Annotated in this window: 20 protein-coding genes, 1 tRNA gene and 1 pseudogene; 9 read left to right on the plus strand and 13 right to left on the minus strand. The window is 70.9% G+C overall.

All coding sequences use genetic code 11. The features are described from left to right. Positions 1 to 133: 133 nt before the first annotated feature. The 3 genes from AS594_RS19055 to AS594_RS19065 all read right to left on the minus strand — a co-directional run bounded on the left by AS594_RS19055 (position 134) and on the right by AS594_RS19065 (position 2,665). A complete protein-coding gene (locus AS594_RS19055; protein ID WP_069928180.1) occupies positions 134 to 859 on the minus strand; it encodes a nucleotidyltransferase family protein in 726 nt (241 codons plus the stop codon). A 39-nt stretch (positions 860 to 898) separates the two neighbouring features. Continuing rightward, entirely contained in the window at positions 899 to 1,315 is a 417-nt protein-coding gene (locus tag AS594_RS19060) for a hypothetical protein (protein ID WP_069928181.1), read from the minus strand. Positions 1,316 to 1,528: 213 nt separating this feature from the next. After that, positions 1,529 to 2,665 carry an ABC transporter ATP-binding protein gene (locus AS594_RS19065; RefSeq protein ID WP_069930611.1) on the minus strand — a complete coding sequence of 379 codons (1,137 nt, stop codon included), beginning with the start codon at positions 2,663 to 2,665 and terminating at the stop codon, positions 1,529 to 1,531. Positions 2,666 to 2,842: 177 nt separating this feature from the next. Here AS594_RS19065 and AS594_RS19070 point away from each other — a divergent pair. Then, positions 2,843 to 2,919: transfer RNA gene (locus AS594_RS19070), tRNA-Thr, on the plus strand. 186 nt (positions 2,920 to 3,105) lie between these two features. Next, positions 3,106 to 4,797 carry an FG-GAP repeat domain-containing protein gene (locus AS594_RS19075; RefSeq protein ID WP_069932541.1) on the plus strand — a complete coding sequence of 564 codons (1,692 nt, stop codon included), beginning with the start codon at positions 3,106 to 3,108 and terminating at the stop codon, positions 4,795 to 4,797. Positions 4,798 to 4,862: 65 nt separating this feature from the next. Here the strand turns inward: AS594_RS19075 and AS594_RS19080 are convergent, their stop codons facing one another. Continuing rightward, complete coding sequence (locus AS594_RS19080) at positions 4,863 to 6,254, minus strand: NAD(P)/FAD-dependent oxidoreductase (protein ID WP_069932540.1); 1,392 nt, start codon at positions 6,252 to 6,254, stop codon at positions 4,863 to 4,865. A gap of 209 nt (positions 6,255 to 6,463) precedes the next feature. Between AS594_RS19080 and AS594_RS19085 the strand changes: the two genes are divergently transcribed. Next, positions 6,464 to 6,940: a GNAT family N-acetyltransferase gene (locus AS594_RS19085; protein WP_079148163.1), complete on the plus strand. Its 477-nt coding sequence runs from the start codon at positions 6,464 to 6,466 to the stop codon at positions 6,938 to 6,940. Between the two features lie 104 nt (positions 6,941 to 7,044). On the opposite strand, the gene AS594_RS19090 is transcribed toward AS594_RS19085, so the two are convergent. Then, positions 7,045 to 7,959 carry an FG-GAP and VCBS repeat-containing protein gene (locus tag AS594_RS19090; protein WP_338120172.1) on the minus strand — a complete coding sequence of 305 codons (915 nt, stop codon included), beginning with the start codon at positions 7,957 to 7,959 and terminating at the stop codon, positions 7,045 to 7,047. 87 nt (positions 7,960 to 8,046) lie between these two features. Then, positions 8,047 to 8,391: a hypothetical protein gene (locus AS594_RS47570; protein WP_338120173.1), complete on the minus strand. Its 345-nt coding sequence runs from the start codon at positions 8,389 to 8,391 to the stop codon at positions 8,047 to 8,049. A 337-nt stretch (positions 8,392 to 8,728) separates the two neighbouring features. Here AS594_RS47570 and AS594_RS19095 point away from each other — a divergent pair, with 337 nt between their 5' ends. After that, positions 8,729 to 9,601, plus strand: coding sequence for an alpha/beta fold hydrolase (locus AS594_RS19095; RefSeq protein WP_069932538.1), 873 nt, complete (start codon positions 8,729 to 8,731; stop codon positions 9,599 to 9,601). A gap of 30 nt (positions 9,602 to 9,631) precedes the next feature. On the opposite strand, the gene AS594_RS19100 is transcribed toward AS594_RS19095, so the two are convergent. Beyond that, entirely contained in the window at positions 9,632 to 10,636 is a 1,005-nt protein-coding gene (locus tag AS594_RS19100) for a zinc-binding dehydrogenase (RefSeq protein ID WP_069932537.1), read from the minus strand. Between the two features lie 49 nt (positions 10,637 to 10,685). Beyond that, complete coding sequence (locus AS594_RS19105) at positions 10,686 to 11,870, minus strand: FAD-dependent oxidoreductase (protein ID WP_069932536.1); 1,185 nt, start codon at positions 11,868 to 11,870, stop codon at positions 10,686 to 10,688. Between the two features lie 128 nt (positions 11,871 to 11,998). Between AS594_RS19105 and AS594_RS19110 the strand changes: the two genes are divergently transcribed. Then, positions 11,999 to 12,751 (plus strand): pentapeptide repeat-containing protein, encoded by a 753-nt coding sequence (locus AS594_RS19110; RefSeq protein WP_079148715.1) that lies wholly within the window; start codon positions 11,999 to 12,001, stop codon positions 12,749 to 12,751. Between the two features lie 3 nt (positions 12,752 to 12,754). Here the strand turns inward: AS594_RS19110 and AS594_RS19115 are convergent, their stop codons facing one another. From AS594_RS19115 to AS594_RS19125, 3 genes are all read right to left on the minus strand, one after another. Then, positions 12,755 to 13,258: a hypothetical protein gene (locus AS594_RS19115; protein ID WP_069933869.1), complete on the minus strand. Its 504-nt coding sequence runs from the start codon at positions 13,256 to 13,258 to the stop codon at positions 12,755 to 12,757. 207 nt (positions 13,259 to 13,465) lie between these two features. Further along, the gene (locus AS594_RS19120; RefSeq protein WP_069928191.1) at positions 13,466 to 14,089 is read right to left on the minus strand and encodes a response regulator; all 624 of its coding nucleotides are present in this window, start codon (positions 14,087 to 14,089) and stop codon (positions 13,466 to 13,468) included. Beyond that, positions 14,086 to 15,228 carry a sensor histidine kinase gene (locus tag AS594_RS19125; RefSeq protein WP_079148453.1) on the minus strand — a complete coding sequence of 381 codons (1,143 nt, stop codon included), beginning with the start codon at positions 15,226 to 15,228 and terminating at the stop codon, positions 14,086 to 14,088. Before AS594_RS19125 ends, AS594_RS19120 begins: the two co-directional genes overlap by 4 nt. A gap of 374 nt (positions 15,229 to 15,602) precedes the next feature. On the opposite strand from AS594_RS19125, the gene AS594_RS19130 reads away from it, so the two are divergent. Continuing rightward, a complete protein-coding gene (locus AS594_RS19130) occupies positions 15,603 to 16,160 on the plus strand; it encodes a GlcG/HbpS family heme-binding protein (RefSeq protein WP_069928192.1) in 558 nt (185 codons plus the stop codon). Positions 16,161 to 16,287: 127 nt separating this feature from the next. Next, positions 16,288 to 17,753, plus strand: a pseudogene (locus AS594_RS19135) (M1 family metallopeptidase). 473 nt (positions 17,754 to 18,226) lie between these two features. Here AS594_RS19135 and AS594_RS19140 read toward each other — a convergent pair. After that, positions 18,227 to 18,802, minus strand: a complete 576-nt coding sequence (locus tag AS594_RS19140) for a TerD family protein (protein WP_069928194.1) — start codon at positions 18,800 to 18,802, stop codon at positions 18,227 to 18,229. Positions 18,803 to 19,095: 293 nt separating this feature from the next. Here AS594_RS19140 and arfB point away from each other — a divergent pair, with 293 nt between their 5' ends. After that, entirely contained in the window at positions 19,096 to 19,521 is a 426-nt protein-coding gene (arfB, locus tag AS594_RS19145) for an alternative ribosome rescue aminoacyl-tRNA hydrolase ArfB (protein ID WP_069928195.1), read from the plus strand. Positions 19,522 to 19,570: 49 nt separating this feature from the next. Here arfB and AS594_RS19150 read toward each other — a convergent pair whose 3' ends face one another. Beyond that, positions 19,571 to 20,176, minus strand: a complete 606-nt coding sequence (locus AS594_RS19150) for a flavin reductase family protein (RefSeq protein ID WP_079148161.1) — start codon at positions 20,174 to 20,176, stop codon at positions 19,571 to 19,573. Between the two features lie 373 nt (positions 20,177 to 20,549). Between AS594_RS19150 and cdgB the strand changes: the two genes are divergently transcribed. Then, on the plus strand, positions 20,550 to 22,223 hold the full coding sequence (gene cdgB / locus AS594_RS19155) for a diguanylate cyclase CdgB (protein ID WP_069928197.1): 1,674 nt from the start codon (positions 20,550 to 20,552) through the stop codon (positions 22,221 to 22,223). Positions 22,224 to 22,279: the final 56 nt, after the last annotated feature.

A 22,279-nucleotide genomic window follows, 5' to 3' on the forward strand; every position in this document is an offset into this window, starting at 1 on the left:
CGGCGTACAGGGGCCCTTCGGGGCGTACGGCGAACAGCGGGCCGGGGCCGGCGGCCGGGCGCAAAGGGCCGGCTCGGCAGGCCGGCTCAGCGAGCCGTGGGCCGATGGCCGGTCACCCACCACCGCTGCGGGCTCAGCCGCGTGCGGCGGCGAGCTCCTTGGCGGCCTCGCTGAGGTCCTTGGCGGTGTCGATGGCCCGCCAGTACGCCCCCTGCGGCAGCGGGAAGCCCGCCAGGCGGCGCTCTCGCGCCAGCCGGGGGAACGTGGTGCGTTCGTGGTCGCCCAGGTCCGGCAGAAGCTCTGTGAAGGCCGCTGAGAAGACGTACACGCCCGCGTTGATCAGATAGGGCGAGGGCGGCGACTCGATGAAGTCCGTGATGTGGCCGAAGGTGTCGGTCTCGACGGCGCCCCAGGGAATCCGGGGCCGGGCCAGTGCGAGGGTGGCGGTGGCGTCACGCTCGGCGTGGAAGGCGGCCATCTCCTGGAGCGAGAAGCGCGTCCAGATGTCGCCGTTCGTCGCGTACCAGGGCAGCCCGGGGTCGGGAAGGTGCGCGGCGGCGTACTTGAGGCCGCCGCCGCGGCCCAGCGGCTCGCTCTCGACCACGGTGGTGACACGCAGCGGAAGGTCGGCGGACTCCAGCCATTCCTGGAGCACGCCGGCGAGATGGCCGCAGGAGACGACCGCGTCGGTCACGCCTTCCTCGGCGAGCCAGGAAAGCTGATGGCCGATGATCGGGGTCCCGGTGCCCGGGATCTCGACCATCGGCTTGGGGCGGTCGTCGGTGTACGGGCGCAGTCGCGAGCCCTGGCCGCCTGCCAGGACCACGGCCTGCGTCGGATACGTCGTCGTACGGGTCATACGGGGCACGATATGCGGCAGGACGCCGTTGGACCCCGATCAGCCGGTCTGTTGGGCGACGCCGGAGGCGAAGGACGTGTCGCACACGGGGCGCGAGAACGACTGGGCGCGGGTCGGGCCGTACTGCTTCACGGCGGCGCGGCCGAGCGAGCGGGCGATCGACATGCAGTGCTGGGCGAGCGACGGACGGCGCTCGACCTCGCGCTGGAGGTGCGTGAGCGCGACGCCCGGGTCCTTCTCCTGGAGCTCCAGAAGGAGCTTGTCGCGCAGAATGTCCTGCGGAGCGCGGGACTTGGCGCGTACGTTTACCTTCTCGGAAGACGCGGTCAGAACCTGCGATTCGGGTCCACTGGTGGACCACGGGACGTTGGCGACCGCGAGAGTCCCGGAGAGCACCAGGACGACGGGCAGTACGAGAGCGAGACTTCGGCCGATTCGGCGGGCTGTGTGGGTCACGCGAGTGAGCGTAGCGGCCAGTAATGATTTGGAGACATTCAGTCACTCTGGTGGGTGATGGTTCGAAGTCTCTTTTCGAATTAGGTGTTGACGAACAAGGTCCGAAATGACTCGTATGCCGGGGTATTTGTCGACACCCCGGGCCGGGCGGCCCATGCGAAGGGCCCCGCACCACGGTGCGGGGCCCTTCCCTGCGTACTGCTCAACTCATGGTCAGTCGCTGAGGCGCTCGCCCGTCGAGGACGAGAAGACGTGCGTCTCGCCCGCGCGCGGCACGACGTGCAGCTCGGTGCCCTTGTCCGGTACGGCGCGGCCGTTGACGCGGACCACCAGGTCCTGGTGCCCGCCGCCGACCTGCGCGCTGCCGTACACGTAACCGTCGGCGCCGAGCTCCTCGACGACGTTGACGGTGACGGCGAGGCCGGCCGGGGCGTCGGCTGCAGTCTTCGTGAGCGAAGCGGCGGCGGTGCCGTTCTGCTCGACGATGTCGAAGTGCTCGGGGCGGACGCCGACCGTGACGGTCGTGTCGCCGCGGTCGGCCGCGGCGGAGAGAGCCTCGCGCGAGACCGGGACGACGCTGTTGCCGAACTTCACGCCGCCGTCGGTGATCGGGACCTCGACGAGGTTCATGGCGGGCGAGCCGATGAAGCCGGCGACGAAGAGGTTCGCGGGACGGTCGTACATGTTGCGCGGCGAGTCGACCTGCTGGAGCAGACCGTCCTTCAGTACGGCGACGCGGTCGCCCATCGTCATGGCCTCGACCTGGTCGTGCGTGACGTACACGGTGGTGATGCCGAGGCGGCGCTGGAGCGACGCGATCTGCGTACGGGTCGAGACGCGGAGCTTGGCGTCGAGGTTCGACAGCGGCTCGTCCATGAGGAAGACCTGCGGCTCGCGCACGATGGCGCGGCCCATGGCGACACGCTGGCGCTGACCGCCGGAGAGCGCCTTGGGCTTGCGGTCCAGGTACTCGGTGAGGTCGAGGATCTTCGCGGCCTCTTCGACCTTCTTGCGGATCTCGCTCTTGTTCACGCCGGCGATCTTGAGTGCGAAGCCCATGTTGTCGGCGACGGACATGTGCGGGTACAGCGCGTAGTTCTGGAACACCATGGCGATGTCCCGGTCCTTCGGCGGCAGGTGCGTGACGTCGCGGTCACCGATGCGGATGGCGCCGCCGTTGACGTCCTCAAGACCCGCGAGCATGCGCAGGGAGGTCGACTTGCCGCAGCCGGAGGGACCGACGAGGACGAGGAACTCGCCGTCCTCGATCTCGATCTCGAGCTGGTCGACGGCGGGCTTGGTGGAGCCCGGGTAGATCCGGGTCGCCTTGTCGAACGTGACAGTGGCCATGGTGATGTTCTCCTTCACCGGCAGGAACGTGCCGGACGATCCGAGTAAGGGAGTGGTGTAGTCCACAGGTGTGAACCTGCATGGACGCTACCTGGCGGAAACGGTTCTGTCAGCACTCCTGGGCTGATCGAATTCCCGGCGGACGCCGGACCGGCGTTGGTTACACTGCTCCGGTACGCCTCCTTAGCTCAGCTGGCCAGAGCAACGCACTTGTAATGCGTAGGTCGTCGGTTCGAATCCGACAGGGGGCTCCACGGCCCAGGTCGCAGCTCATGCGACCTGGGCTTTTTTGGTGCCGTACGGAAGTGAACATCCCGCCCCGGCCCGCACAACCTTCGGTGATCACGAGCGGTCGTACTGGTGCCGGGAGGTTGCCCGGCTGTGACTACTGGGGGCTGTGCATGCGGAGAATCCTCGCCATCGGGGGGACGGTGGCGTTGTTGGCCACCACGGGGATCGGGGCGGCCGGGACCGCCTTCGCGGACGGAGATCCGCACTTTTTTCGTCAGCTCAAGGACCAGGTGATGCAACCCGGTGAGTCGGCGGAGCGGCTCTTCTGGGGTGGCAACGGTGACGGCACCTACGTCTACGCGCTGAGCAAGGAGGAGCTGACCGATCCGTCGTGGGCGGCGGGCGGGGTCCCCGACGGTATGTCGGTCGAGCGGAACGGGTGCGCCCCGGCGGCCGGCGTCGAGGGCGTCTTCCTGTGCGAGAAGGCGCCGGGCGAGTACACGGCGCCTTCGCCCGGTGTGACGTCGCAGAGCTCCGCGGCGCACAATACGACGCTGCATTTCGGCATCGCGTTCGCCCCGGCCGGCAGTGACGTCTCGGCCGCCGTCACCGAGGCTCAGACGGCCGGTTCGCTGCCGCCCGCCGCCTCGCACGTCGCGAGCAAGGTCACGCTGAAGCGGGCGGAAGAGGTCGCCAAGAACACGATCGGCCTTTCCAGTCCGACGCTGCCGGCCGGGGGGACGGCCACGCACTCGGTCACCCTGCACGCCCTCGACGCGGGAAAGCTGCATGTGAGCTGGTGGCCGGTCAAGGGGCAGCGCCTCTGGGACCGAAACGAGTGGAAGCCGGAAGTGACGTCGATTTCCGACGGCTCCACGGCCACCTGCCGGCAACCGGGGCCGGACGACTACATACAGGAGATGCATCCCGTACTGGAATGCGATGTCACGCCGGGTGACGTGACGATCTCGTACACCGTCAAGGCGGACGCCGGGCTGGCCGCCTGGAAGGTGGGTGTCAAGTCCCGTTACGACGTCTACACCCCGGTTCCCACGGTAGCCAGTCCGAGCGCGAAGGGCGGGTTCCAGGTCGAGAGCTCCAAGCCCGTCATGGACCGGTACGGGCTCTTCGCCTGGTCGGGTCGCTACCTGAGCGGCCGGACGCGCAGCCCGTATTCCCCGGATCCCTTCCGGGGCTACCACGAGGTGTCCGGCTACTGGGCGTACGACACCATCACCAAGCTGTCGCCGGTGACGGGGTACGGCCGCGCCGGCGCGCTGGTGGCGCGGGACAAGAACGGCTCGCTGCACTACTACGCGCCGCAGGTGAAGGACTGGGAGTGGCAGTACGAGGACGACTTCACCAATCCCATCCTGCCGTGGGCGTTCAAGCGGAGCACCAAGACGGGTTCCGGGTGGGGGAAGTTCAACGTCATCGAAGGCGTGGGCGATGTGAGCGGGGACAAGAAGGACGATCTTGTCGCGCGGGAGAAGGACACGCTCTACCTGTACAAGGGGACGGGCAACCCCGACGCTCCGTTCGCGGCGCGGACGAAGATCGGTACCGGGTGGGGGAAGTTCAACGCCCTCAAGGGTGGCGCGGACCTGACCGGTGACGGCAGGGCCGACCTGATCGCGCGGGACGCGGGCGGGGTGCTGTACCTCTACAAGGGCACGGGCAAGGCGGCCGCGCCGTTCGCGGCGCGTACGAAGATCGGGTCCGGCTGGGGCCAGTACAAGGACATCGTCGTCACGGGTGACACGAACGACGACGGCAGGACCGAGCTGGTCGCCCGGGACAAGGCGAACAAGACGTACCTCTACAAGGGGACGGGCAAGGCCGCGGCACCTTTCGCGGCGCGGAAGGTCATCACGGGCATGGAGGGCACGAAGCTGTTCTGAGCGGGACGGCCCACCGGGGGCCCGGGTCGCTGTCCAGCGGCCCGGGCCCCCGGTGCGTCCGGGGCTCAGTGGCGGCCGGCGATGCGGTCGGCGTAGCGGGCTATGGGGTCCGTCTCGGCCGTACGGCCTGACGCCTCGCGGCGGTCGGCGGTGCGGTAGGCGGCGTACATGGCCTGGACTCCGAGCCAGCGGAAGGGCTCCGGCTCCCACTTGCGGACCTTGTGGTTGACCCAGGGCAGGGTGGTGAGGTCGGTGGGGCCGCCCTGGCCGGAGTCCTGCTGGATCAGGTCGCGCAGGGTGCGGGCGGCGAGGTTGGTGGTGGCCACGCCGCTGCCGACGTAGCCGCCCGCCCAGCCGATGCCGGTCGAGCGGTCGAGGGCGACGGTGGAGCACCAGTCGCGGGGGACGCCCAGGACGCCGGACCAGGCGTGGGCGATGGGGACGCCGGCGGCGGTGGGGAAGAAGCGGACAAGGATCTCGCGCAGGGCCTCGATGGTGGCGGGCTGGGTGCGGCCGTCGTTGTCGGTGCGCGAGCCGTAGCGGTACGGGACGCCGCGGCCGCCGAGTGCGATGCGGTCGTCGGCGGTGCGCTGGGCGTACATGTAGGCGTGGGCCATGTCGCCGAGGGTTTCGCGGCCGTCCCAGCCGATGGTCTCCCAGACGGAGGCGGGGATCGGCTCCGTGACGATCATCGAGGAGTTCATCGGGAGCCAGGCGCGGCGCTGGCCCTTGAGGGCGGCGGTGAAGCCCTCGGTGCAGCGCAGGATGTACGGCGCGCGGACCGTGCCGTACGGCGTTACGGCGTGCTTGGGCTTGATCTCCGTGACGGGGGTCGACTCGTGGATGGTCACTCCGAGGTTCTCCACCGCCTCGGCCAGGCCCTTGAGGAGCTTCACGGGGTGCAGGCGGGCGCCGTGCGGGGTCCAGGTGGAGCCGACGGCGCCGGTCACGCGGACGCGCTCGGAGGTCTCGCGGGCGCCGTGGAGGGTGCGCTCCTTCTCGCCGAAGGCGATCTCGGCGGCGTGGAAGTGCTTGAGGCGGGCCAGCTGGGCCGGGGTGTAGGCGACTTCGAGTACGCCGCCGTGGTGGATGTCGGCGTCGATGTTCTCGGCGGCGGCGGTGCTGATGACCTCGGTGACGGTGTCGTTCATGGCCTGCTGGAGGCGGACGGCGGCGTCGTGGCCGTGCAGCTTGGCGTAGCGGTCGCGGCCGGCGATGCCGTTGTAGAGCCAGCCGCCGTTGCGGCCGGAGGCGCCGTAACCGCAGAACTTGGCCTCCAGGACGGTGATGTTGAGGAAGGGGACGGCCTTCTTGAGGTAGTACGCCGTCCACAGGCCGGTGTAGCCGCCGCCGACGATGCAGACGTCGGCCGTCGCGTCGCCGGGCAGGGGCTCACGGGGGTCGGGTATGCCATCGTTCGCGTACCAGTAGGAGATGCCGCCGTTGACGGTGCTCATGATGCCCCTGCGTTCGTTTCCGCTGCTGATCAGTGGTGGTGGCGGGGACGCTAGCGGGCTGGAGCGGGGTCGGCAACGGTGGGGTCGGGTGTGGGGTCGGGTGCGGTGCGGCCGTGGGCACGTATCCGGGAACCTCCTGTGGGGTCCGGGGTCCGGGGGCAGGGGGAGGGGAGGGGAGGTCGCACGTGGGGGTTGCTTACGCTGCGGGGATGATTCGAAACGCCACACCTGCCGATGTCCCCGTCATTCACGAGATGGTCCGCGAACTGGCCGAGTACGAGAAGGCGTTGCACGAGGCGCGTGCGAGTGAGGAGCAGCTGCGGGAGGCGCTCTTCGGGGAGCGCCCGGCGGCGTACGCGCACATCGCGGAGACGGAGGCGGGGGAGGTCGCCGGTTTCGCGCTGTGGTTCCTCAACTTCTCGACGTGGCGCGGGGTGCACGGCATCTACCTGGAGGACCTGTACGTGCGGCCTTCGCAGCGCGGGGGCGGGCACGGGAAGGCGCTGCTGGCGTCGCTGGCGCGGATCTGTGTCGAGCGGGGCTACGAGCGGCTGGAGTGGTCCGTACTGGACTGGAACACGCCTGCTGTCGAGTTCTACCGGTCGCTCGGAGCGGTGCCGATGTCGGAGTGGACGGCGAACCGGCTGACAGACGGGGCGCTGGTGCGGCTGGGCACGGCGGAGTAGGACCGACCGCGTCGAGCCACGCGCGGGCGTCGACGCATGCGCCGGACCGGGCCCGGCCGTCCGTCACGAGGACGGACGGCCGGGTCGTACGCGAGCGCCGGCTGCTACTGGATCATGCCTTCGATGGCGCCGGAGTCCGCCGAGGAGACTCCCGTCGTGGTGATGCCGGACGCCGTGCCGGGGAGGCGCAGCGAGTCGGCGGCGATGCCGGTGGCGTACAGGTCGGCGTAGCCGTCGCGGTTGGTGTCGCGGAGGCGGACGGTGTCGCCGAAGTTGTCGTTCCACGCCACGTCGCCGGGTACGCCCGCGGTGTCGCGGGCGATCCACTGGGAGCCCGTGCCGGTGATGCCGCCGGCGCCGCCCTTGAGGACGTGTACGGCTCCGGCGTCCGCCTGGTCGTTGAGCTTCTCGCCGGGGACGCCGATCGCGAGGTCGTGGTAGCCGTCGCGGTTGATGTCGGCGGCCGAGACCGAGGTGCCGAAGCGGTCGCCGGTCTCGGCGGTGCCGGAGACGCCGGTGGTGGCCTGGGTGATGCGCGCGCTGGTGGCCGGGCCGGTGGACGAGCTGTACCAGAGCGACACGCTGCCCTTGTAGTCCCCGTACATCTGCGTGCCGATCGCGAAGTCGCCGTAGCCGTCCTTGTTGAAGTCGGCGATGACGCCCTTGCGGGGGTCGCCGTAGTTGGCCACGACGCGCAGGGTCTTGCCCGAGGTCGGCGTGGAGCCGCCCTTGATGAACCAGACGTCGGTGCCGAAGGTGTTCGGGGCGTCGGTGATTCCGGTGACGACCAGGTCGGTGCTGGAGTCGCCGTTCATCTTGCCCGCGGTCAGCGCCCGGGCGGAAAAACCGGACTTGGCGAGGGTGGACACGGTGCCGGCCACGCCGGAGCGGGTGATGGCGCCGCGGTAGATGTACGTCTTGCCGGCGCTGGTGGCGGCGAGGTCCTTCTTTCCGTCGCCGTTGAAGTCACCGGCGGCGAGGCCCAGCCCGAAGCGGCCGTCGGCGACCTTCGCGCCCATGTTGGGGACGTTGGTGCCGCCGTCGAGGCCGGCCGCGCTGCCCCACAGGATGGTGACGGAGCCCTGGTCCTCGCGTCCGTCGACGTCCTACCCGTATGTGTTCACCGCCAGGTCGGCGTAGCCGTCGGCGTTGAAGTCGGCGGCGGCCCGCGTGTCGCCGAACATGTCGTCGGTCTCGTCCGTGCCGGGGACGCCGGGGCTCGACTGGGTGATGAGCTGGGTCCGGGTGCCGGGGCCGTCCGCGGTGCCGTAGGTGACGAGCACGCCGCCGCCGTTGTTCGCGCGGAAGGAGTAGGTGGCGTAGTCGCGGTAGCCGTCGCCGTTGAAGTCGTCGGCGTACTTCGCGGCGGCCGCTGTCGCGGGGGCGGCCGTGACGACCGGGACGACGGACGCCACGAGAAGGGCCGCGCCGGCGGCATGGCGTATGCGCATGAATGTCTCCTGAAGTGTTCATAACCGCCCGTTTCGCCGGGAGTTGTCCCGCAGGCGCGAGGCGGTGCACGAACAGGAGACGGCCGACGAGGGCGTGAGGTTGTACGGAGATCGCTCCGGGTTGCGACGGCGTGCGCGCGGGGGTGTCGGTCGGGGGTCGGCGCCGGGGGTTTCCGCTCGATGCCGTCCGCCCGGGGTCGTCCGCCCGGGGTTGGTCCCGGCGGTTTCCGGCCGATTTCCGATCTCCCTTGCATGGAGAACCGACGTTCTCGTACGGTACGGACACGGGGGAGAACGATCGTTCTCCCTGTCATGTGGCCATCGTATGGGGGTAGTTGTGTCTGTGTTCGGTACGCGCCACCACACCGTCGACGTCGACGGGCTCGACGTCTTCTACCGCGAGGCGGGCGACCCGTCCCGGCCCACGCTCGTGCTCCTGCACGGCTTTCCGTCGAGCTCGCACATGTACCGGGGGCTGATCGCCGAACTCGCCGACGAGTTCCACCTCATCGCCCCGGACCACATCGGCTTCGGCCGCTCGGCGGCCCCGGGCACGGCCGACTTCCCGTACAGCTTCGACAAGCTGACCGAGGTCACGCTCGCGCTGCTCGACAAGCTCGGCATCGACAGGTTCGCGCTCTACGTCCACGACTACGGTGCGCCGATCGGCCTGCGCATCGCCGTCCGCGACCCCGAGCGGGTCACCGCGCTGATCAGCCAGAGCGGCAACGCCTATGCGGAGGGCTTCACGCCCTTCTGGGAGGTGCTGTTCGCGCACGCCAAGGACCGCGCCACGAACGAGCCGGCCGTGCGCGAGCTGCTGACCGCCGGGGCGACGCGTTGGCAGTACGAGCACGGGGTGCCGGCGGACTGCCTCGACCGGATCGCTCCCGAGACGTGGACGTTGGACCAGGCCGGCCTCGACCGGCCGGGGAACAAGGAGATCCAGCTCCAGCTCTTCTGGGACTACCAGTTCAACATCGACCGCTACCCGGCCTTCCAGGAGTACTTCCGCACCCACCGCCCGCCCACCCTCGTCGCGTGGGGCCGCAACGACGAGATCTTCGGGGCGGCGGGAGCGGAGGCGTTCGCCAGGGACCTTCCGGACGCCCGGATCCACCTGCTCGACGCCGGGCACTTCGCCCTGGAGACGCACGGCGACGAGATCGCCGCGCTGGTGCGGGAGTTCCTGCGGGGCGTCGGGCGCTGAGAGCGTCCCCGGACGGCGCCGAAGAGCGTCCTACGGTACGAGGACGACCTTGCCCATCGTGGCGCGCGTCTCCAGAGCGCGGTGGGCCGCCGTCGCTTCGGCCAGGGGGAAGCGCTGGACGGCGGGGACCAGGCGGCCGGCCGCCGCTTCTGCCAGGGCGCGGTTCTCCAGGGTGCGCACCGGGTTGTCGCCTCCGGTCTTGCCCAGCATCGCGGGGCCGAGTACGCCCTCGGAGGTGATGCCGCGCTCGGCGAGTTCCTCGTCGGTGAAGGTGAGCGGGGAACCGTCGTGCAGACCGTCCGAGGACCAGCCGAAAACGACGTGCTTCCCTCCTCTGGCGAGGAGGTCCACGGCGGCGCGGCCGGTGTTCCCGCCGACCGAGTCGAAGACGACGGTGGCTCCGCCGTCGCCCAGGAACGCCCGTACCTTCTCCGGCCAGTCCGGCAGCTTGTAGTCGACGGCCAGGTCGGCGCCGTTCTCCTGTACGCGGGCGACCTTGGCGGGGCCGCCGGCCAGGCCGATGACGGTGCCGCCGGCGTTCTTCACGTACTGGACGAGGAGGGTGCCGATGCCGCCGGCCGCCGCGGGGACGATGGCGACGGTGTCGGGCGTCACCTCGGTGAACTGGAGGATGCCCATGGTGGTGCGGCCCGTCCCGATCATGGCGACGGCCTGGGCCTCGTCGAGGTTCTCCGGGATCTGCTGGAGGCGTTCGGCGTCGGTGACGGCGAGTTCGGCGTAACCGCCCGGGTTCATGCCGAGGTGGACGACGACGCGCTTGCCCAGCCACGACGGGTCGGTGCCCTCGCCGAGCGACTCGACCGTGCCGGCGACCTCGCGGCCGGGGACGGTGGGCAGCTCGACGGGGGCGGGGAACGGGCCGGGCAGGCCCTCGCGCAGGGCGGTGTCGAGCAGGTGCACGCCGGCCGCCGCGACGGCGATGCGGACCTGGCCGGGGCCGGGCACCGGGTCGTCGGTCTTCTCGTACGTGAGGTTCTCGGCGGGGCCGTAGGCGTGGAGGCGGACAGCGTGCATGACGGGCTCCTCGGGCTGTTTGATCTGCGACTGAGCCCAGGCTCGGGCCTCAAGCGCGGTTGAGGTCAAGCCCTTCCCGGCCGCTGGTCTTCCTGGTCCGCAGCGCCAGGGTGGCCGCCTCCAGGCCGCTGTTGAAGGACACCTCCGCCAGCAGGCCCGGCGCCGCCACCTGGTCGTCCGCGAGGAACACTCCGTCGCCCCGTTCGATGGCGGGGCGGTCCCGCCAGGTGGTGCCGGGCCGGTCGAGTGCGCCCGTACGGCCGGACGCGACGGCCTCGCGCCGCCACGTGACGCGCTCGCGCCAGCCCGGGAAGCCGAGGTCGAGCAGGTGCTCGGCGCGCGCGATGCCGTCCTGCCTCGATGCGCCGGGGGCGATCGGGAACTGGCTCTGGAGGAGCTGTTCGCCTGCCGGGGCGAGGGTGGGGTCCTGGGCGGTGAACCGTTCGATCCAGCCGGGCGCGTCCAGGTCGGAGACGATGAACGGGTCGCCCTTGCGGGTCCTGACGGCCAGGTCGAGCAGGACCGTACGTCCGCTGTCCCAGGTCAGGGTGGTGTCGCCGAGGAGCCGCCGGGCCGCGTCGAGGGAGGTGGCGACGATCACCGGGCCGCTGCGGTCCGGGAGGACGGTGACGCGCTCGGTCGTCTCGATGCGTACACCGAGGTTCCAGGCCCGCTCGGCCATCCGGTCGACGAGGGAGGCCCAGCCGCCGCGCGGGTAGTGCGCCTCGGGCGGAAGCGTGAGGAGACGCCGCAGCCGCTCCTGGACGAAGCGGGCGGAGAGGGAGCCGGGGTCGTGGTGGAAGAGGGCGGCCGCGACGAGGTGCGCCGCCGCGCGTGCTCCCTCCTCGCCCACCTGGCCGGTGGCCCAGGTCGTGAAGTCGGCGTCGATGGGGGCCTTCGCGGCGGAGCGCAGCACCAGCTTCGTCATGGCGAGCGGCGGAGTACGGCGCAGGGCGCCGCCGCGGTGGAAGCGCAGGCGGGCGGCTTCGAGCGGGGGCACGGCCAGGACCTGGCCGAGCAGGTCGCGCTGCTTGAGCCAGGCCCAGAAGGGGCCGCCGCTGTAGAGGGCGTGCGGGCCCTCGTTGGTCTTGTACGGGCCTTCGGCGGTGCGGGCCCGTCCGCCGAGCGTGTCGTGGGCCTCGCACAGGGTCACTCCGGCGCCGGATTCGGCCGCCGTGATGGCTGCGGTGAGGCCGGCGACTCCGCCGCCGATGACTGTGATGTGGTGCCGCATTCTTCCGTTCTCCTTGCCGTCGTGGTGGCTCTCACTGGGGAGGACGGACGGCGGGGGCCGGGATGTGACATCGGGGGCACGGCGGCGCTGTCCGGGGGATTGTCAGTGGGGTGGTCCAGCATGGGTGGATGGCACGGAACACGAGCACCGACCCGAAGAACTCCAGGGGCGAAGGGTCCGAACAGTCCGAACGACCCGTGAGGTCCGAACCGTCCGTGAGGGCTGTGCGCGCGGTCCGGCGTCCCGAGGTGCGGCTGCCGCGGCTGGAACCGTTCGGCTCCGGTGAGCTGGAGTCGGAGGGGGACTACGACGGTGTGGAGTTCCGCGAGCTGGACCTGACGGCCCAGGAGGGGCGCGGGGCCCGCTTCATGGACTGCGGCCTGTACGGCGTGGCGCTGGACGAGACGAGGCTGGGCCGGGCGCGGTTCATCGACTCGGTGCTGGACGGCGTGCGGGGCGTGGGGACCGACTTGGCCGAGGCGACGCTGCGTGACGTCGAGGTGATCGATGCCCGGCTCGGCGGCGTCCAGCTGCACGCGTCGTCCCTGGAGCGGGTGCTGGTGCGGGGCGGGAAGATCGACTACCTGAATCTGCGGCGGGCGCGCCTGAAGGACGTCGTCTTCGAGGGGTGCGTACTGGTCGAGCCGGACTTCGGCGGGGCGCGTCTGGAGCGGGTGGAGTTCCGGGACTGTGTCCTGCGGCGGGCGGACTTCAGCGCGGCCACGATGGCCGACGTGGACCTGCGTACGGTCGCGGAGCTGGACGTCGCCCGTGGCCTGGACCGGCTGGCGGGCTCGGTGATCAGCCCGTCGCAGCTCCTGGAGCTGGCGCCGGCGTTCGCGGCGCAGATAGGGGTGCGGGTGGAGAGCCCGGGGGCGTAAGGATCAGGCGGGCATGCGGGGGAAGCGGGCCTGGAGGTCCCAGATCACCGGGTTGTCGGCGAGGCCGTCGTGCATGTCGGTGAGGTCCGCGATCAGGTCGTGCAGGAAGTCGCGGGCCTCGCGGCGCAGCAGCCGGTGGCTGAAGGTGATCGGGGGCTCTTCGACCGGCATCCAGTCGGCCGCGATGTCGACCCAGCCGAAGCGGCGCTCGAAGAGCATCCGGTCCGTCGACTCGGTGAAGTCCAGTTCGGCGAACTGCGGCTTGGCGGAGCGGCTGCCGCGCGGGTCCTGGTCGAGCAGTTCGACGATGTCGCACAGCGCCCACGCGAAGTCGAGTACGGGGACCCATCCCCAGGCTGTGGACACTTCCCGGTCGGCCTTGGTGTCGGCGAGGTAGACGTCCCCGCAGAAGAGGTCGTGCCGCAGGTCGTGGACGCCGACGCGCCGGTAGTCGGTCTGCGGGGGGTCCGGGAAGCGGCGGGAGAGGGAGTAGCCGATGTCGAGCACGTAGTCGATGGTGTCACGCTTGGCGAGGCTTCCCGCACGACCGGCCAAGGGCCCGCGCAGCCCCTGCCCGGAGCGACGGCGGCTGCTGCCCACGGAACTCTCGGCCGGGGTCGCCCGGCACCGGCCGGCCGTGCTCGGCCACCGGCGTGAGGTCCTGGGCGGCACGCCCCCGGCCCGACGTGCCCCCGCCCGACGTACCCCCCCGGGCTACGGCAGCAGGCGTTGTTCCTTGGCCACTGCTACCGCGCCCGACCGCGTGTCCACGCCCAGTTTGGCGTAGATGCGGCCCAAGTGGGTCTTGACCGTCGCCTCGCTGATGAACAGCGCGCGGGCGATCTCCCGGTTGCCCAGCCCTTGCGCCAGCTGCCCCAGGATGTCCGTCTCGCGTTCGGTCAGCGTCGGCCGCGCCGCACCCCGCATGCGGTCCATGACGCGGCTGGCGACCGGCGGGGAGAGCGTCGTGCGGCCCTGCGCGGCCGAGCGGATGGCGGTGAAGAGTTCCTCCGGGCGTTCCGCCTTGAGGAGGTAACCCGTGGCGCCCGCCTCGATGGCCCGCGTGATGTCCGCGTCCGTGTCGTACGTCGTCAGGACCAGCACATGCACGCCGGTCGGGGCGATGCGGCGGGTCGCCTCGACCCCGTCGATACCCGCGCCCAGCTGGAGGTCCATCAGCACCACGTCCGGGGTCAGCTTGGCAGCCAGCGCCACCGCCTCCTCGCCGCTGCCCGCCTCCCCGACGACCTCGATGTCCGGCTCGCTGCCCAGCAGGGCCAGCAGTCCGGCGCGTACGACCACGTGGTCGTCGCAGAGCAGGATCCGTACCGGACTCATGACTGCGGCTCCAGGGGGATCGCGGCGGAGAGCACGGTGCCCTCGCTGGGGGCGGACTCGATCGTCAGGGTGCCGCCGAGCTGGCGCACCCGTGCGCGCATCGCGGGCAGGCCGTGGCCGCGTACGCCGGGAGAGGCGGACGGTACGTCGTCGGGTCCGAACCCCGTGCCGTCGTCAGCGATGTCCAGCACCACCTGGTCGCCCAGGTATGTGAGGGTCAGGGCCGCCGCCCGCGCGTTCGCGTGCTCGCGTACGTTCGCCAGCGCGCCCTGCGCGATCCGCAGCAGCGCCGACTGCACCTGGTCCGGCAGCCCGCCCGCCGGCGCCCCGTCCACCCGGAACGCAGCCGACTCCCGGGCGGCGAGCATCCGAAGCGCCTCCTCCAGGCTGCCGCCCTCGGCCAGGTCGGCGGGGGCCAGGTCGTGGACGAAGCGGCGCGCCTCGGCGAGGTTGCGTTCCGCGATGGACTCGGCCGTACGGACATGACGGCGGGCCGTCTCGGGGTCCGCGTCCCACTGCCGGTCCGCCGCCTGGAGCAGCATCTGCTGACTGGACAGCCCTTGGGCCAGCGTGTCGTGGATCTCCATGGAGAGCCGCTGGCGCTCGGCGAGCGTGCCCTCGCGCCGCTCGGTCGCGGCCAGTTCGCGGCGGGTGCGGATCAGGTCGTCGATCAGCGCCCGCTGCCGCGCGGCCTGCCGCTGCATGTAGAGGAAGACGGCTGTCGCGACGGCCGCCACCGCCGGTGGGGCCAGCACCAGGTTGGGGTCGAACCCGCCGTGGGCGAGCTGGAGCTGCGCGGCGACGACGAACGCGGTGAGCACCCCGACCAGGACGAGTGCGGCGCGGGAGGGGAGCGTACGCAGCCCGGTGAAGAAGAGCGGCACCGCACACCACGCGAAACTCGGCGCCAGGACCACGAGCACCATCCAGACGGCGACGACCCCGCCCAGCCAGGCCAGTCGGCGGGGCGCGGGGCGGGCCGCCCCGGGGGCGGCGGGGCCCAGGACCGGCCCGAGCACGTACAGCAGGGCCAGCGTGATGCTCAGCGCGATGATCCACGGCGTGCGGGCCTCGCCGGGGTGCCGCAGCAGGAAGCGGGTGAGCGAGGCGCCGAGCAGCAGGAAGAACGCCACGTGCATGACGGGCGCGAGCCAGCGGGCATCGGGGTCCGGCTGCTGCGGCCGCTCCCGGAACCCGGGCACGTGCTCCTGATCCTGCTCCCGCCGCACCGTTCACTCCTCGCCGACCTGCGCCTGTGCCTTCATGGTGACCCGGTGGGACCAGACCCGCATCAACCGATCGGCTGACGGGAAGGTCGGCCGTCCCGCACGCCGTATGCAGCCGGTACGCCGACGGTACGGGCCCGGAACCGGCCGGAGGATCGATAGCAGAGCGGAACGGGGCGCAAGAAGCCCGAACAGCGCCGCCCTCAGGTCCCTCCAAGTCCCGAACGATCACCCCTCGGCCGACCCCGTCGAACGATCCCGTCGAACCCCTTCCCAGGAGTCCTGCCATGAAGAAGCTCTCGCTGCGCACCCGTGTCCTGACCGGCGCCGTGGCCGCCGCCGCCCTCAGCGCCGGCACCTTCGGTGCGATGTCCGCCAACGCCACCGAGCCCGCCGCCGCCCCGGCGGTGGCCGTGCAGGCCGACACGGCGAACAAGAACCTCCAGCAGTCGACCCACCTGACCATCGACGCCGCCACCGAGGCCGCGCAGGCGGCCCTCGACGCCGCCGAGGCGGAGAACCAGCGCGTCACCGTCGCCGTCGTCGACCGCAACGGCAACACCGTCGTCACGCTGCGCGGCGACGGTGCGGGCCCGCAGTCGTACGAGTCCGCCGAGCGCAAGGCCTTCACCGCCGCCGCCTGGAACGCGCCCACTTCCGAGCTGGCCAAGCGCCTCGCCCAGGCCCCGAACCTGAAGGACATCCCCGGCACGCTGTTCCTCGCGGGCGGTGCCCCGGTGCAGGTCAAGGGCGCCCCGGTCGCGGGCATCGGGGTGGCGGGCGCGCCGAGCGGCGACCTGGATGAGAAGTTCGCGCAGGCGGGCGTCGCGGCGCTGGGCAAGTAGGCCCCGGCAGGCAGGCGCTGTCACCGGGCAGGCAAGCCGCAGCGCGCGGCGAGCGGGCTGCACGCGGCTCACCTGGCGGGGCCGTACCGCCGGGTGGGCGTCACATTCCGCGCATAGGATCATCTGTGTGGAGCAAAGGACTCGTGTACGCCGCACAGCCCCCGCCGTAGCCGTCGCCGCCGCCGCTCTGCTCGCGCTCACCTCGTGCACGAGCCTCGGCGGCGTCGGCGGCGTCATGGGGGAACCGGGTGCGTCGGGCGTGCGTGACCCCTACTTCCCGAGGCTCGGAAACGGCGGCTACGACGTCCAGCACTACACCCTGACCCTCGACTACGCCCCGCGACCCGGAACCGTCGACCGCGCACGCGGGGCGGACCGGACCCGCCGCGCGGACCAGGGCGGACCCGCCGGCCGCCTCACGGGTACGGCGAAGATCACCGCCCGCGCCACCCAGGACCTGAGCGCCTTCAACCTGGACCTCCACGGCCTGGACGTGTCGTCCGCGACCGTGGGGGGCGCCGAGGCCGCCGTCAGCCGTGCGGGCAACGAGCTGACCCTGCGCCCCGACACCGAACTGTCCGAGGGCGAGACCTTCACCGCCGTCGTCCGCTACTCCGGCGACCCCGCCACCCTCGTCGACGCGGACGGGTCGGAGGAGGGCTGGCTGACGACCGTGGACGGCGCGGTCGCGCTGGGGCAGCCGAGCGGGTCGATGGCGTGGTTCCCGGGGAACAACCACCCGAGCGACAAGGCGTCGTACGACATCACGATCACCGTCCCGAAGGGCCTGAAGGCCGTCTCCAACGGCGAGTTGAAGAGCGAGCGCACGCGAAACGGCCGCACCACCTTCGCCTGGCACAGTGGCGAGCCGATGGCCAGTTACCTCGCCACCGTCGCCATCGGTGCGTACGAGACGAAGACCTCGCGCACACCGTCGGGTGTGCCCGTCTACACGGCCGTGGACCCGACGGTCGCGAAGAGCAGCGCCAAGGTCCTGGCGACCGTCCCCGCAGTGATGGAGTGGGCTACCAAGGCGTTCGGCCCGTACCCCTTCTCTTCCACCGGCGCGATCGTCGAGCGCGGCAACGACTCCGAGTACGCCCTGGAGACCCAGACCAAGCCCGTCTTTCCGGGCGCGCCCGACCAGGGGCTGCTCGTCCACGAGCTGGCGCACCAGTGGTTCGGTAACTCGGTCACGCCCAAGACGTGGCGTGACATGTGGCTCAACGAAGGGTTCGCGACGTACGCGGAATGGCTGTGGGCGGAGGACTTCGAGCACATCCCGGCGGACGCGAGCTTCCGCCGCGCCTTCGCCCTGCCGGGCAACTGGGCGTTCCCGCCCGCGAGCCCCCGACGGCGGCCGACATCTCCGACGAACCCGTCTACGGGCGCGGCGCGATGGTGATTCACAAGATCCGTGAAGCGGTGGGCGACGATGCCTTCTTCGACATCGTGCGGGGCTGGACCGCCACCCACCGTCACGGCAACGCCTCGACGGACGACTTCACGGCGTACGTCGAACAGAAGTCCGGCAGGGATCTGGAGGGCCTTTGGGAGACATGGCTCTACGGCAAGAACAAGCCGAGGTCCTAGCGTCGCCCGTTAAAGGACGACTTCTCCACATGGTGGAGTGCTGGTGGTGCGCCATGTGCTGGGTCAGTCGCAATCCCACCGCCCGGCGTCACTTGAACCGCGCGACAAACCCGGCGGACCACCGAGCCGAATGCATGCCCGCGCGACGCCGTTGGTGCCCCTTCCGACCGCCCCAACACCCCTCACAGGGGCCGGAATGCGACTAACCCGGCACTTGGCGAGGGCAATCGCCTCTCCAGCCGCACCAGTCAAGGCGACGCGACGCAGGAGCGCCCTTGAGGGGCGGGCCTCCGACGCCAACCTTGGTCAAGGCGGCCCCCACCCCAGAAGCAACCAACGCCCCAGGCCCGTCGAAGCCCGCCCCATTGTCACGCCCCCGCCCAACGCACCCCACCCCCAGCCACGCGCAACGCAGCAGGGCCCCGGCCGAAGCCGGGGCCCTGCTCAGGCGTGCGCCGTGAGTCGACCGGAGGTCAGACGTTGACGCCGAAGTCCGATGCGATGCCCGTCAGGCCGGACGCGTAGCCCTGGCCGACCGCGCGGAACTTCCACTCCGCACCGTTGCGGTACAGCTCGCCGAAGACCATCGCGGTCTCGGTGGCGGCGTCCTCGCTGAGGTCGTAGCGCGCGATCTCGGCGCCACCGGCCTGGTTGACGATGCGGATGTACGCGTTGCGCACCTGGCCGAAGTTCTGGCTGCGGGTTACCGCGTCGTAGATCGAGACCGGGAACACGATCTTGTCGACGTCGGCCGGCAGGGCGGCCAGGTTGACGTTGATCGCTTCGTCGTCTCCCGCGCCCTCGCCACTGCGGTTGTCACCGGTGTGGACGATGGTCTGGTCCGGCGTCGACTTGTTGTTGAAGAAGACGAAGTGCGCGTCGGAGTACACCTTGCCGGTCGGGTTGACCGCGATCGCGGACGCGTCCAGGTCGAAGTCCGTACCGGTGGTCGTACGGACGTCCCAGCCGAGGCCCACGGTGACGGCGGTCAGGCCCGGGGCCTCCTTGGTGAGCGAGACGTTGCCGCCCTTGGACAGACTTACAGCCATCTGGATGTCCTCTTCCTTAAGTCGTGCGGGCCGGTCGGACCCGTGGGGTCCGAAGCTACCGTCACCCGTTCTAACGCCGACAGGCCACTACAAGGTTCCATTTCCCCCGGGGAAAAGCGCGGCCCGCAGCAAGCGGCCCGACGCCACGCCCGTCGGCATCCCTGCCCCCACGCCTGCCGGCATCCCTGCCCCACGCCTCAAGCCACCCCTCACTCCGCGCCTCAAGCCAGGGCCCGAAGCGGGCGCCGTAAAGCGGGTGACGTAAGGCCCGCGAACACGGGATCATTGGACGCATGTCCGGGCCTCATGTCATTCGCGGTGCTGTCTCCCTGCCAGAGGCAGAGCTCTCGTGGCGTTTCTCCAGGTCCTCCGGGCCCGGCGGTCAGCACGTCAACACCACCGACTCCCAGGTGGAACTCCGCTTCGACCTGGCGAAGACCGAGGCCCTGCCGCCCGTCTGGAAAGAGCGCGCCCTGGAGCGGCTCGCTTCCCGGCTCGTGGACGGTGTCGTCTCCGTACGGTCGTCCGAGCACCGCTCCCAGTGGCGCAACCGGGAAACCGCGCTCGTCCGCATGGCCGCCCTGCTCGCGGAAGCGACCGCGCCGCCGCCCAAGCCGCGCCGCGCCAAGAAGATCCCCCGAGGCATCAACGAGCGCCGCCTGCGCAACAAGAAGGCCCGCAGCGAAACGAAGCGCGGCCGTTCGGGCGGATGGGACTGACGGCCCACGCACGCCCAGCCTCACCCGGCCCCTGTGACCCAGTCTCTGGTTACGCCAAGTGCCTGTACCGGCCCCTGAAGTACGTGAGCGGGCCGTCGTCCGCGTTCGGCAGCCCCACTTCGAGCACCCGGCCGATCACCAGCGTGTGGTCACCGGCCTCCACCCGCTGCTCGGTCCTGCACTCCACCACCGCGAGCGCCCCGCCGATCAGCGGGGCGCCGGACACCGCGCCGCGCGTATGCGGAATGTCCTCGAACAGCAGGCGGTCGCTGAGCCGGCCCTTCATGGCGAACCGTCCGGCGATCTGCCGCTGGCTCTCCGCCAGAAGTGAGACCGCCCACAGCGGCTGCTCCGCCAGCAGGTCGTCCATGCGCGAGCCGTTCCGTACGCTCACGAGCACCAGCGGCGGGTCCAGCGACACCGACATGAAGGCCGTCGCCGTCATGCCGACGGCCTCACCGCGCGCCCCACTGTCCGGATCGTGCGCGGTCACGAGGGTCACCCCCGCCGTGAAACGGGACATCGCCGCCCGGAACTCTTCGCTGCTCACCCCCTCAGGATGGGGGATGGACGCAGCGGGCAGGGCGGACGCCGTCTCAGCAACCGTCTCAGCAACCGCCTCGGAAGCCGTCGGGGAAGCCGTCTCGGAAGTCATCTGGGCACTTATCCGGGAAGTCGTTCGGGAAGTCGTCTGGTGCACACACGGAACGCTATGCCCGGGACTCCCGCCTCCACCATCGGCCCTTGGAACCAGTACGCTCCCCCTCCCGGTCCTAGGACCGGCAGGGGAGTACCGGGCGGCACGTGAGCCGACCGAGGGAGATTTGCGTTCAATAAAGCTATGGAGCGCTCCCACACACCCCGTACGGCCGTTCATCACCTGACGTGACTTGAGTCACAGAGCCGAGTATTCGCTGACCCTGTGTACCGGGTGGGCAGCTCGCTGTGATTCAGTGGACGTGATACTGCAACAAGTGCGGCGATTGAGAATCCTGGAGTTGCTGTCGAGGTCTCGGGGAGAGCGAACAATGGAGGCCGAGTCCGAGCCGTACGTCCGCCTGGCGACGCTGCGGCAGCTGCACCAGGTGGTCGCCGACCTGAACCGGGCCACCAGCCTGGCTGACACCTTGCAGGCCGTGGCCGACGGAGTCGTCGCCGGCCTCGGGTACGAGCTGGCCTGCGTGAACCTCGTCCAGCCCGACGGTGACCTGGTCATAGCGGCCTTCGCGGGCAACCCGGCGGCCGAGGCCCTGATCACCGGCCGCGTCGGCTCCCGCGCCTCCTGGGAGCGCCGCCTCTCCATGGGCGAGGCGTGGGGTGACCTGCACTTCATCCCGCACACCGAGGGCTGGGTCCTCCTCGACGACGACGTACCCCAGTGGCACACCGAGGGCCCCGAGCCCCGCTTCGCCGACGAGTGGCACCCGCACGACCGCCTCTACGCCCCGATGTACGCGTCCGGCGGCGGCCAGGAGCTCCTCGGCGTCATCTCCGTCGACCGGCCCCGCAACGGCAGACACCCCGGCGCCTGGGGTCAGGAGGCGCTCCAGATGTACGCGTCCCAGGCCGCCATTGCGATCAGTAACGCCCGGCTTCGCGCAAACATGCAACGCGCCCTCGTCCGGCTGGAGCGGGAGCAGCAGGCCCTGCGCGCCAGCGAGGAATCCTTCCGCCAGGCTTTCGAGTACGCGCCCAGCGGCATGGCCATCGCCGAGATGGGCGGCGACCAGCACGGCCGCCTCCTGCGGACCAACGACGCCCTCTGCCGCCTCCTGGGCCGCCCCGCCTCCGCGATGCGCCGCTACTCCTTCGCCGACCTCGTCCACCCGGAGGACATCGGCACCCTCCTGCGCACCTCCGCCGAGGGTGGCCGCGCCGAGCTGCGGCTGGCGCGGCGCGACGGGACGTACGTCTGGGTGTCGCTGCGCAACTCCGTGGTCGCCGACACCACCGACGGGCCGCGCTTCCTCCTCACCCACGTCGAGGACATCGAGGAGCGCAAGCGCCACGAGCTGCACCTCGCCCACCGCGCCTCGCACGACTCGCTCACCGGTCTGCCCAACAGCGCCGAGCTGCGCTCGCGCCTGTCCGCCCGGCTGTGCCGCCGGCCGCACTCGGTGCGCGCCACGGCGGTGGAGGCTCTCGACGCGGCGTACGGCGAACCCTCCGCGCCAGGGTCGGCCGTGCCCGAGCACGACTTCGACTACAACCCGCACACGGACGCCGGTTCCTTCGACCACCACGTCCACATGGTCGCGCCGACCTCCGAGGGGGCGGGCGGAGGCGGTGGCGCGGACGACGGCACGAAGGGCCTCGCCGTTCTCTTCTGCGACCTGGACGGTTTCAAGTCGATCAACGACCGGTTCGGGCACCACACCGGTGACGCCGTCCTGATCGAGGTCGCCCGCCGTCTGACGACCTGCGTACGCGACGGAGACACGGTCGCCCGGCTCGGGGGTGACGAATTCGTCGTTCTCGCCGACGGTCTCGGCAGCGCGGACGCCGCCGACCTCGCCGTACGCTTGCGAAACGCCATCATTCCGCCCATCCGGGTCGACGGCCGGGCGGTCCGCGTCGGAGCGAGCTTCGGTATCGGCTGGGCGAGCTGCGGAATGTCGGCCGACGAGGTGTTGCAGTCCGCTGACCAGCGGATGTACGTGGAGAAGCGCTCCCGCGCCAAGGTTCACAGGCGAGCGGGCTGACCGGCCCCCCACTACCGCACTGTGGTCCACGTCAAACCTTCGGGTTGCCCGTTCGG

The organism is Streptomyces agglomeratus, from assembly GCF_001746415.1.
GTDB classification, from domain to species: Bacteria; Actinomycetota; Actinomycetes; order Streptomycetales; family Streptomycetaceae; genus Streptomyces; species Streptomyces agglomeratus.

Excerpts from the sequence above, each read along its gene's own strand:
- AS594_RS19055 (WP_069928180.1), bottom strand. The coding sequence starts at position 859 with ATGACCCGTACGACGACGTATCCGACGCAGGCCGTGGTCCTGGCAGGC.
- AS594_RS19065 (WP_069930611.1), bottom strand. The coding sequence starts at position 2,665 with ATGGCCACTGTCACGTTCGACAAGGCGACCCGGATCTACCCGGGCTCC.
- AS594_RS19080 (WP_069932540.1), bottom strand. The coding sequence starts at position 6,254 with ATGAGCACCGTCAACGGCGGCATCTCCTACTGGTACGCGAACGATGGC.
- AS594_RS19085 (WP_079148163.1), top strand. The coding sequence starts at position 6,464 with ATGATTCGAAACGCCACACCTGCCGATGTCCCCGTCATTCACGAGATG.
- AS594_RS19090 (WP_338120172.1), bottom strand. The coding sequence starts at position 7,959 with ATGGGCGCGAAGGTCGCCGACGGCCGCTTCGGGCTGGGCCTCGCCGCC.
- AS594_RS47570 (WP_338120173.1), bottom strand. The coding sequence starts at position 8,391 with ATGCGCATACGCCATGCCGCCGGCGCGGCCCTTCTCGTGGCGTCCGTC.
- AS594_RS19100 (WP_069932537.1), bottom strand. The coding sequence starts at position 10,636 with ATGCACGCTGTCCGCCTCCACGCCTACGGCCCCGCCGAGAACCTCACG.
- AS594_RS19105 (WP_069932536.1), bottom strand. The coding sequence starts at position 11,870 with ATGCGGCACCACATCACAGTCATCGGCGGCGGAGTCGCCGGCCTCACC.
- AS594_RS19110 (WP_079148715.1), top strand. The coding sequence starts at position 11,999 with ATGGCACGGAACACGAGCACCGACCCGAAGAACTCCAGGGGCGAAGGG.
- AS594_RS19120 (WP_069928191.1), bottom strand. The coding sequence starts at position 14,089 with ATGAGTCCGGTACGGATCCTGCTCTGCGACGACCACGTGGTCGTACGC.
- AS594_RS19125 (WP_079148453.1), bottom strand. The coding sequence starts at position 15,228 with ATGCACGTGGCGTTCTTCCTGCTGCTCGGCGCCTCGCTCACCCGCTTC.
- AS594_RS19130 (WP_069928192.1), top strand. The coding sequence starts at position 15,603 with ATGAAGAAGCTCTCGCTGCGCACCCGTGTCCTGACCGGCGCCGTGGCC.
- AS594_RS19140 (WP_069928194.1), bottom strand. The coding sequence starts at position 18,802 with ATGGCTGTAAGTCTGTCCAAGGGCGGCAACGTCTCGCTCACCAAGGAG.
- arfB (WP_069928195.1), top strand. The coding sequence starts at position 19,096 with ATGTCCGGGCCTCATGTCATTCGCGGTGCTGTCTCCCTGCCAGAGGCA.
- AS594_RS19150 (WP_079148161.1), bottom strand. The coding sequence starts at position 20,176 with ATGACTTCCGAGACGGCTTCCCCGACGGCTTCCGAGGCGGTTGCTGAG.
- cdgB (WP_069928197.1), top strand. The coding sequence starts at position 20,550 with ATGGAGGCCGAGTCCGAGCCGTACGTCCGCCTGGCGACGCTGCGGCAG.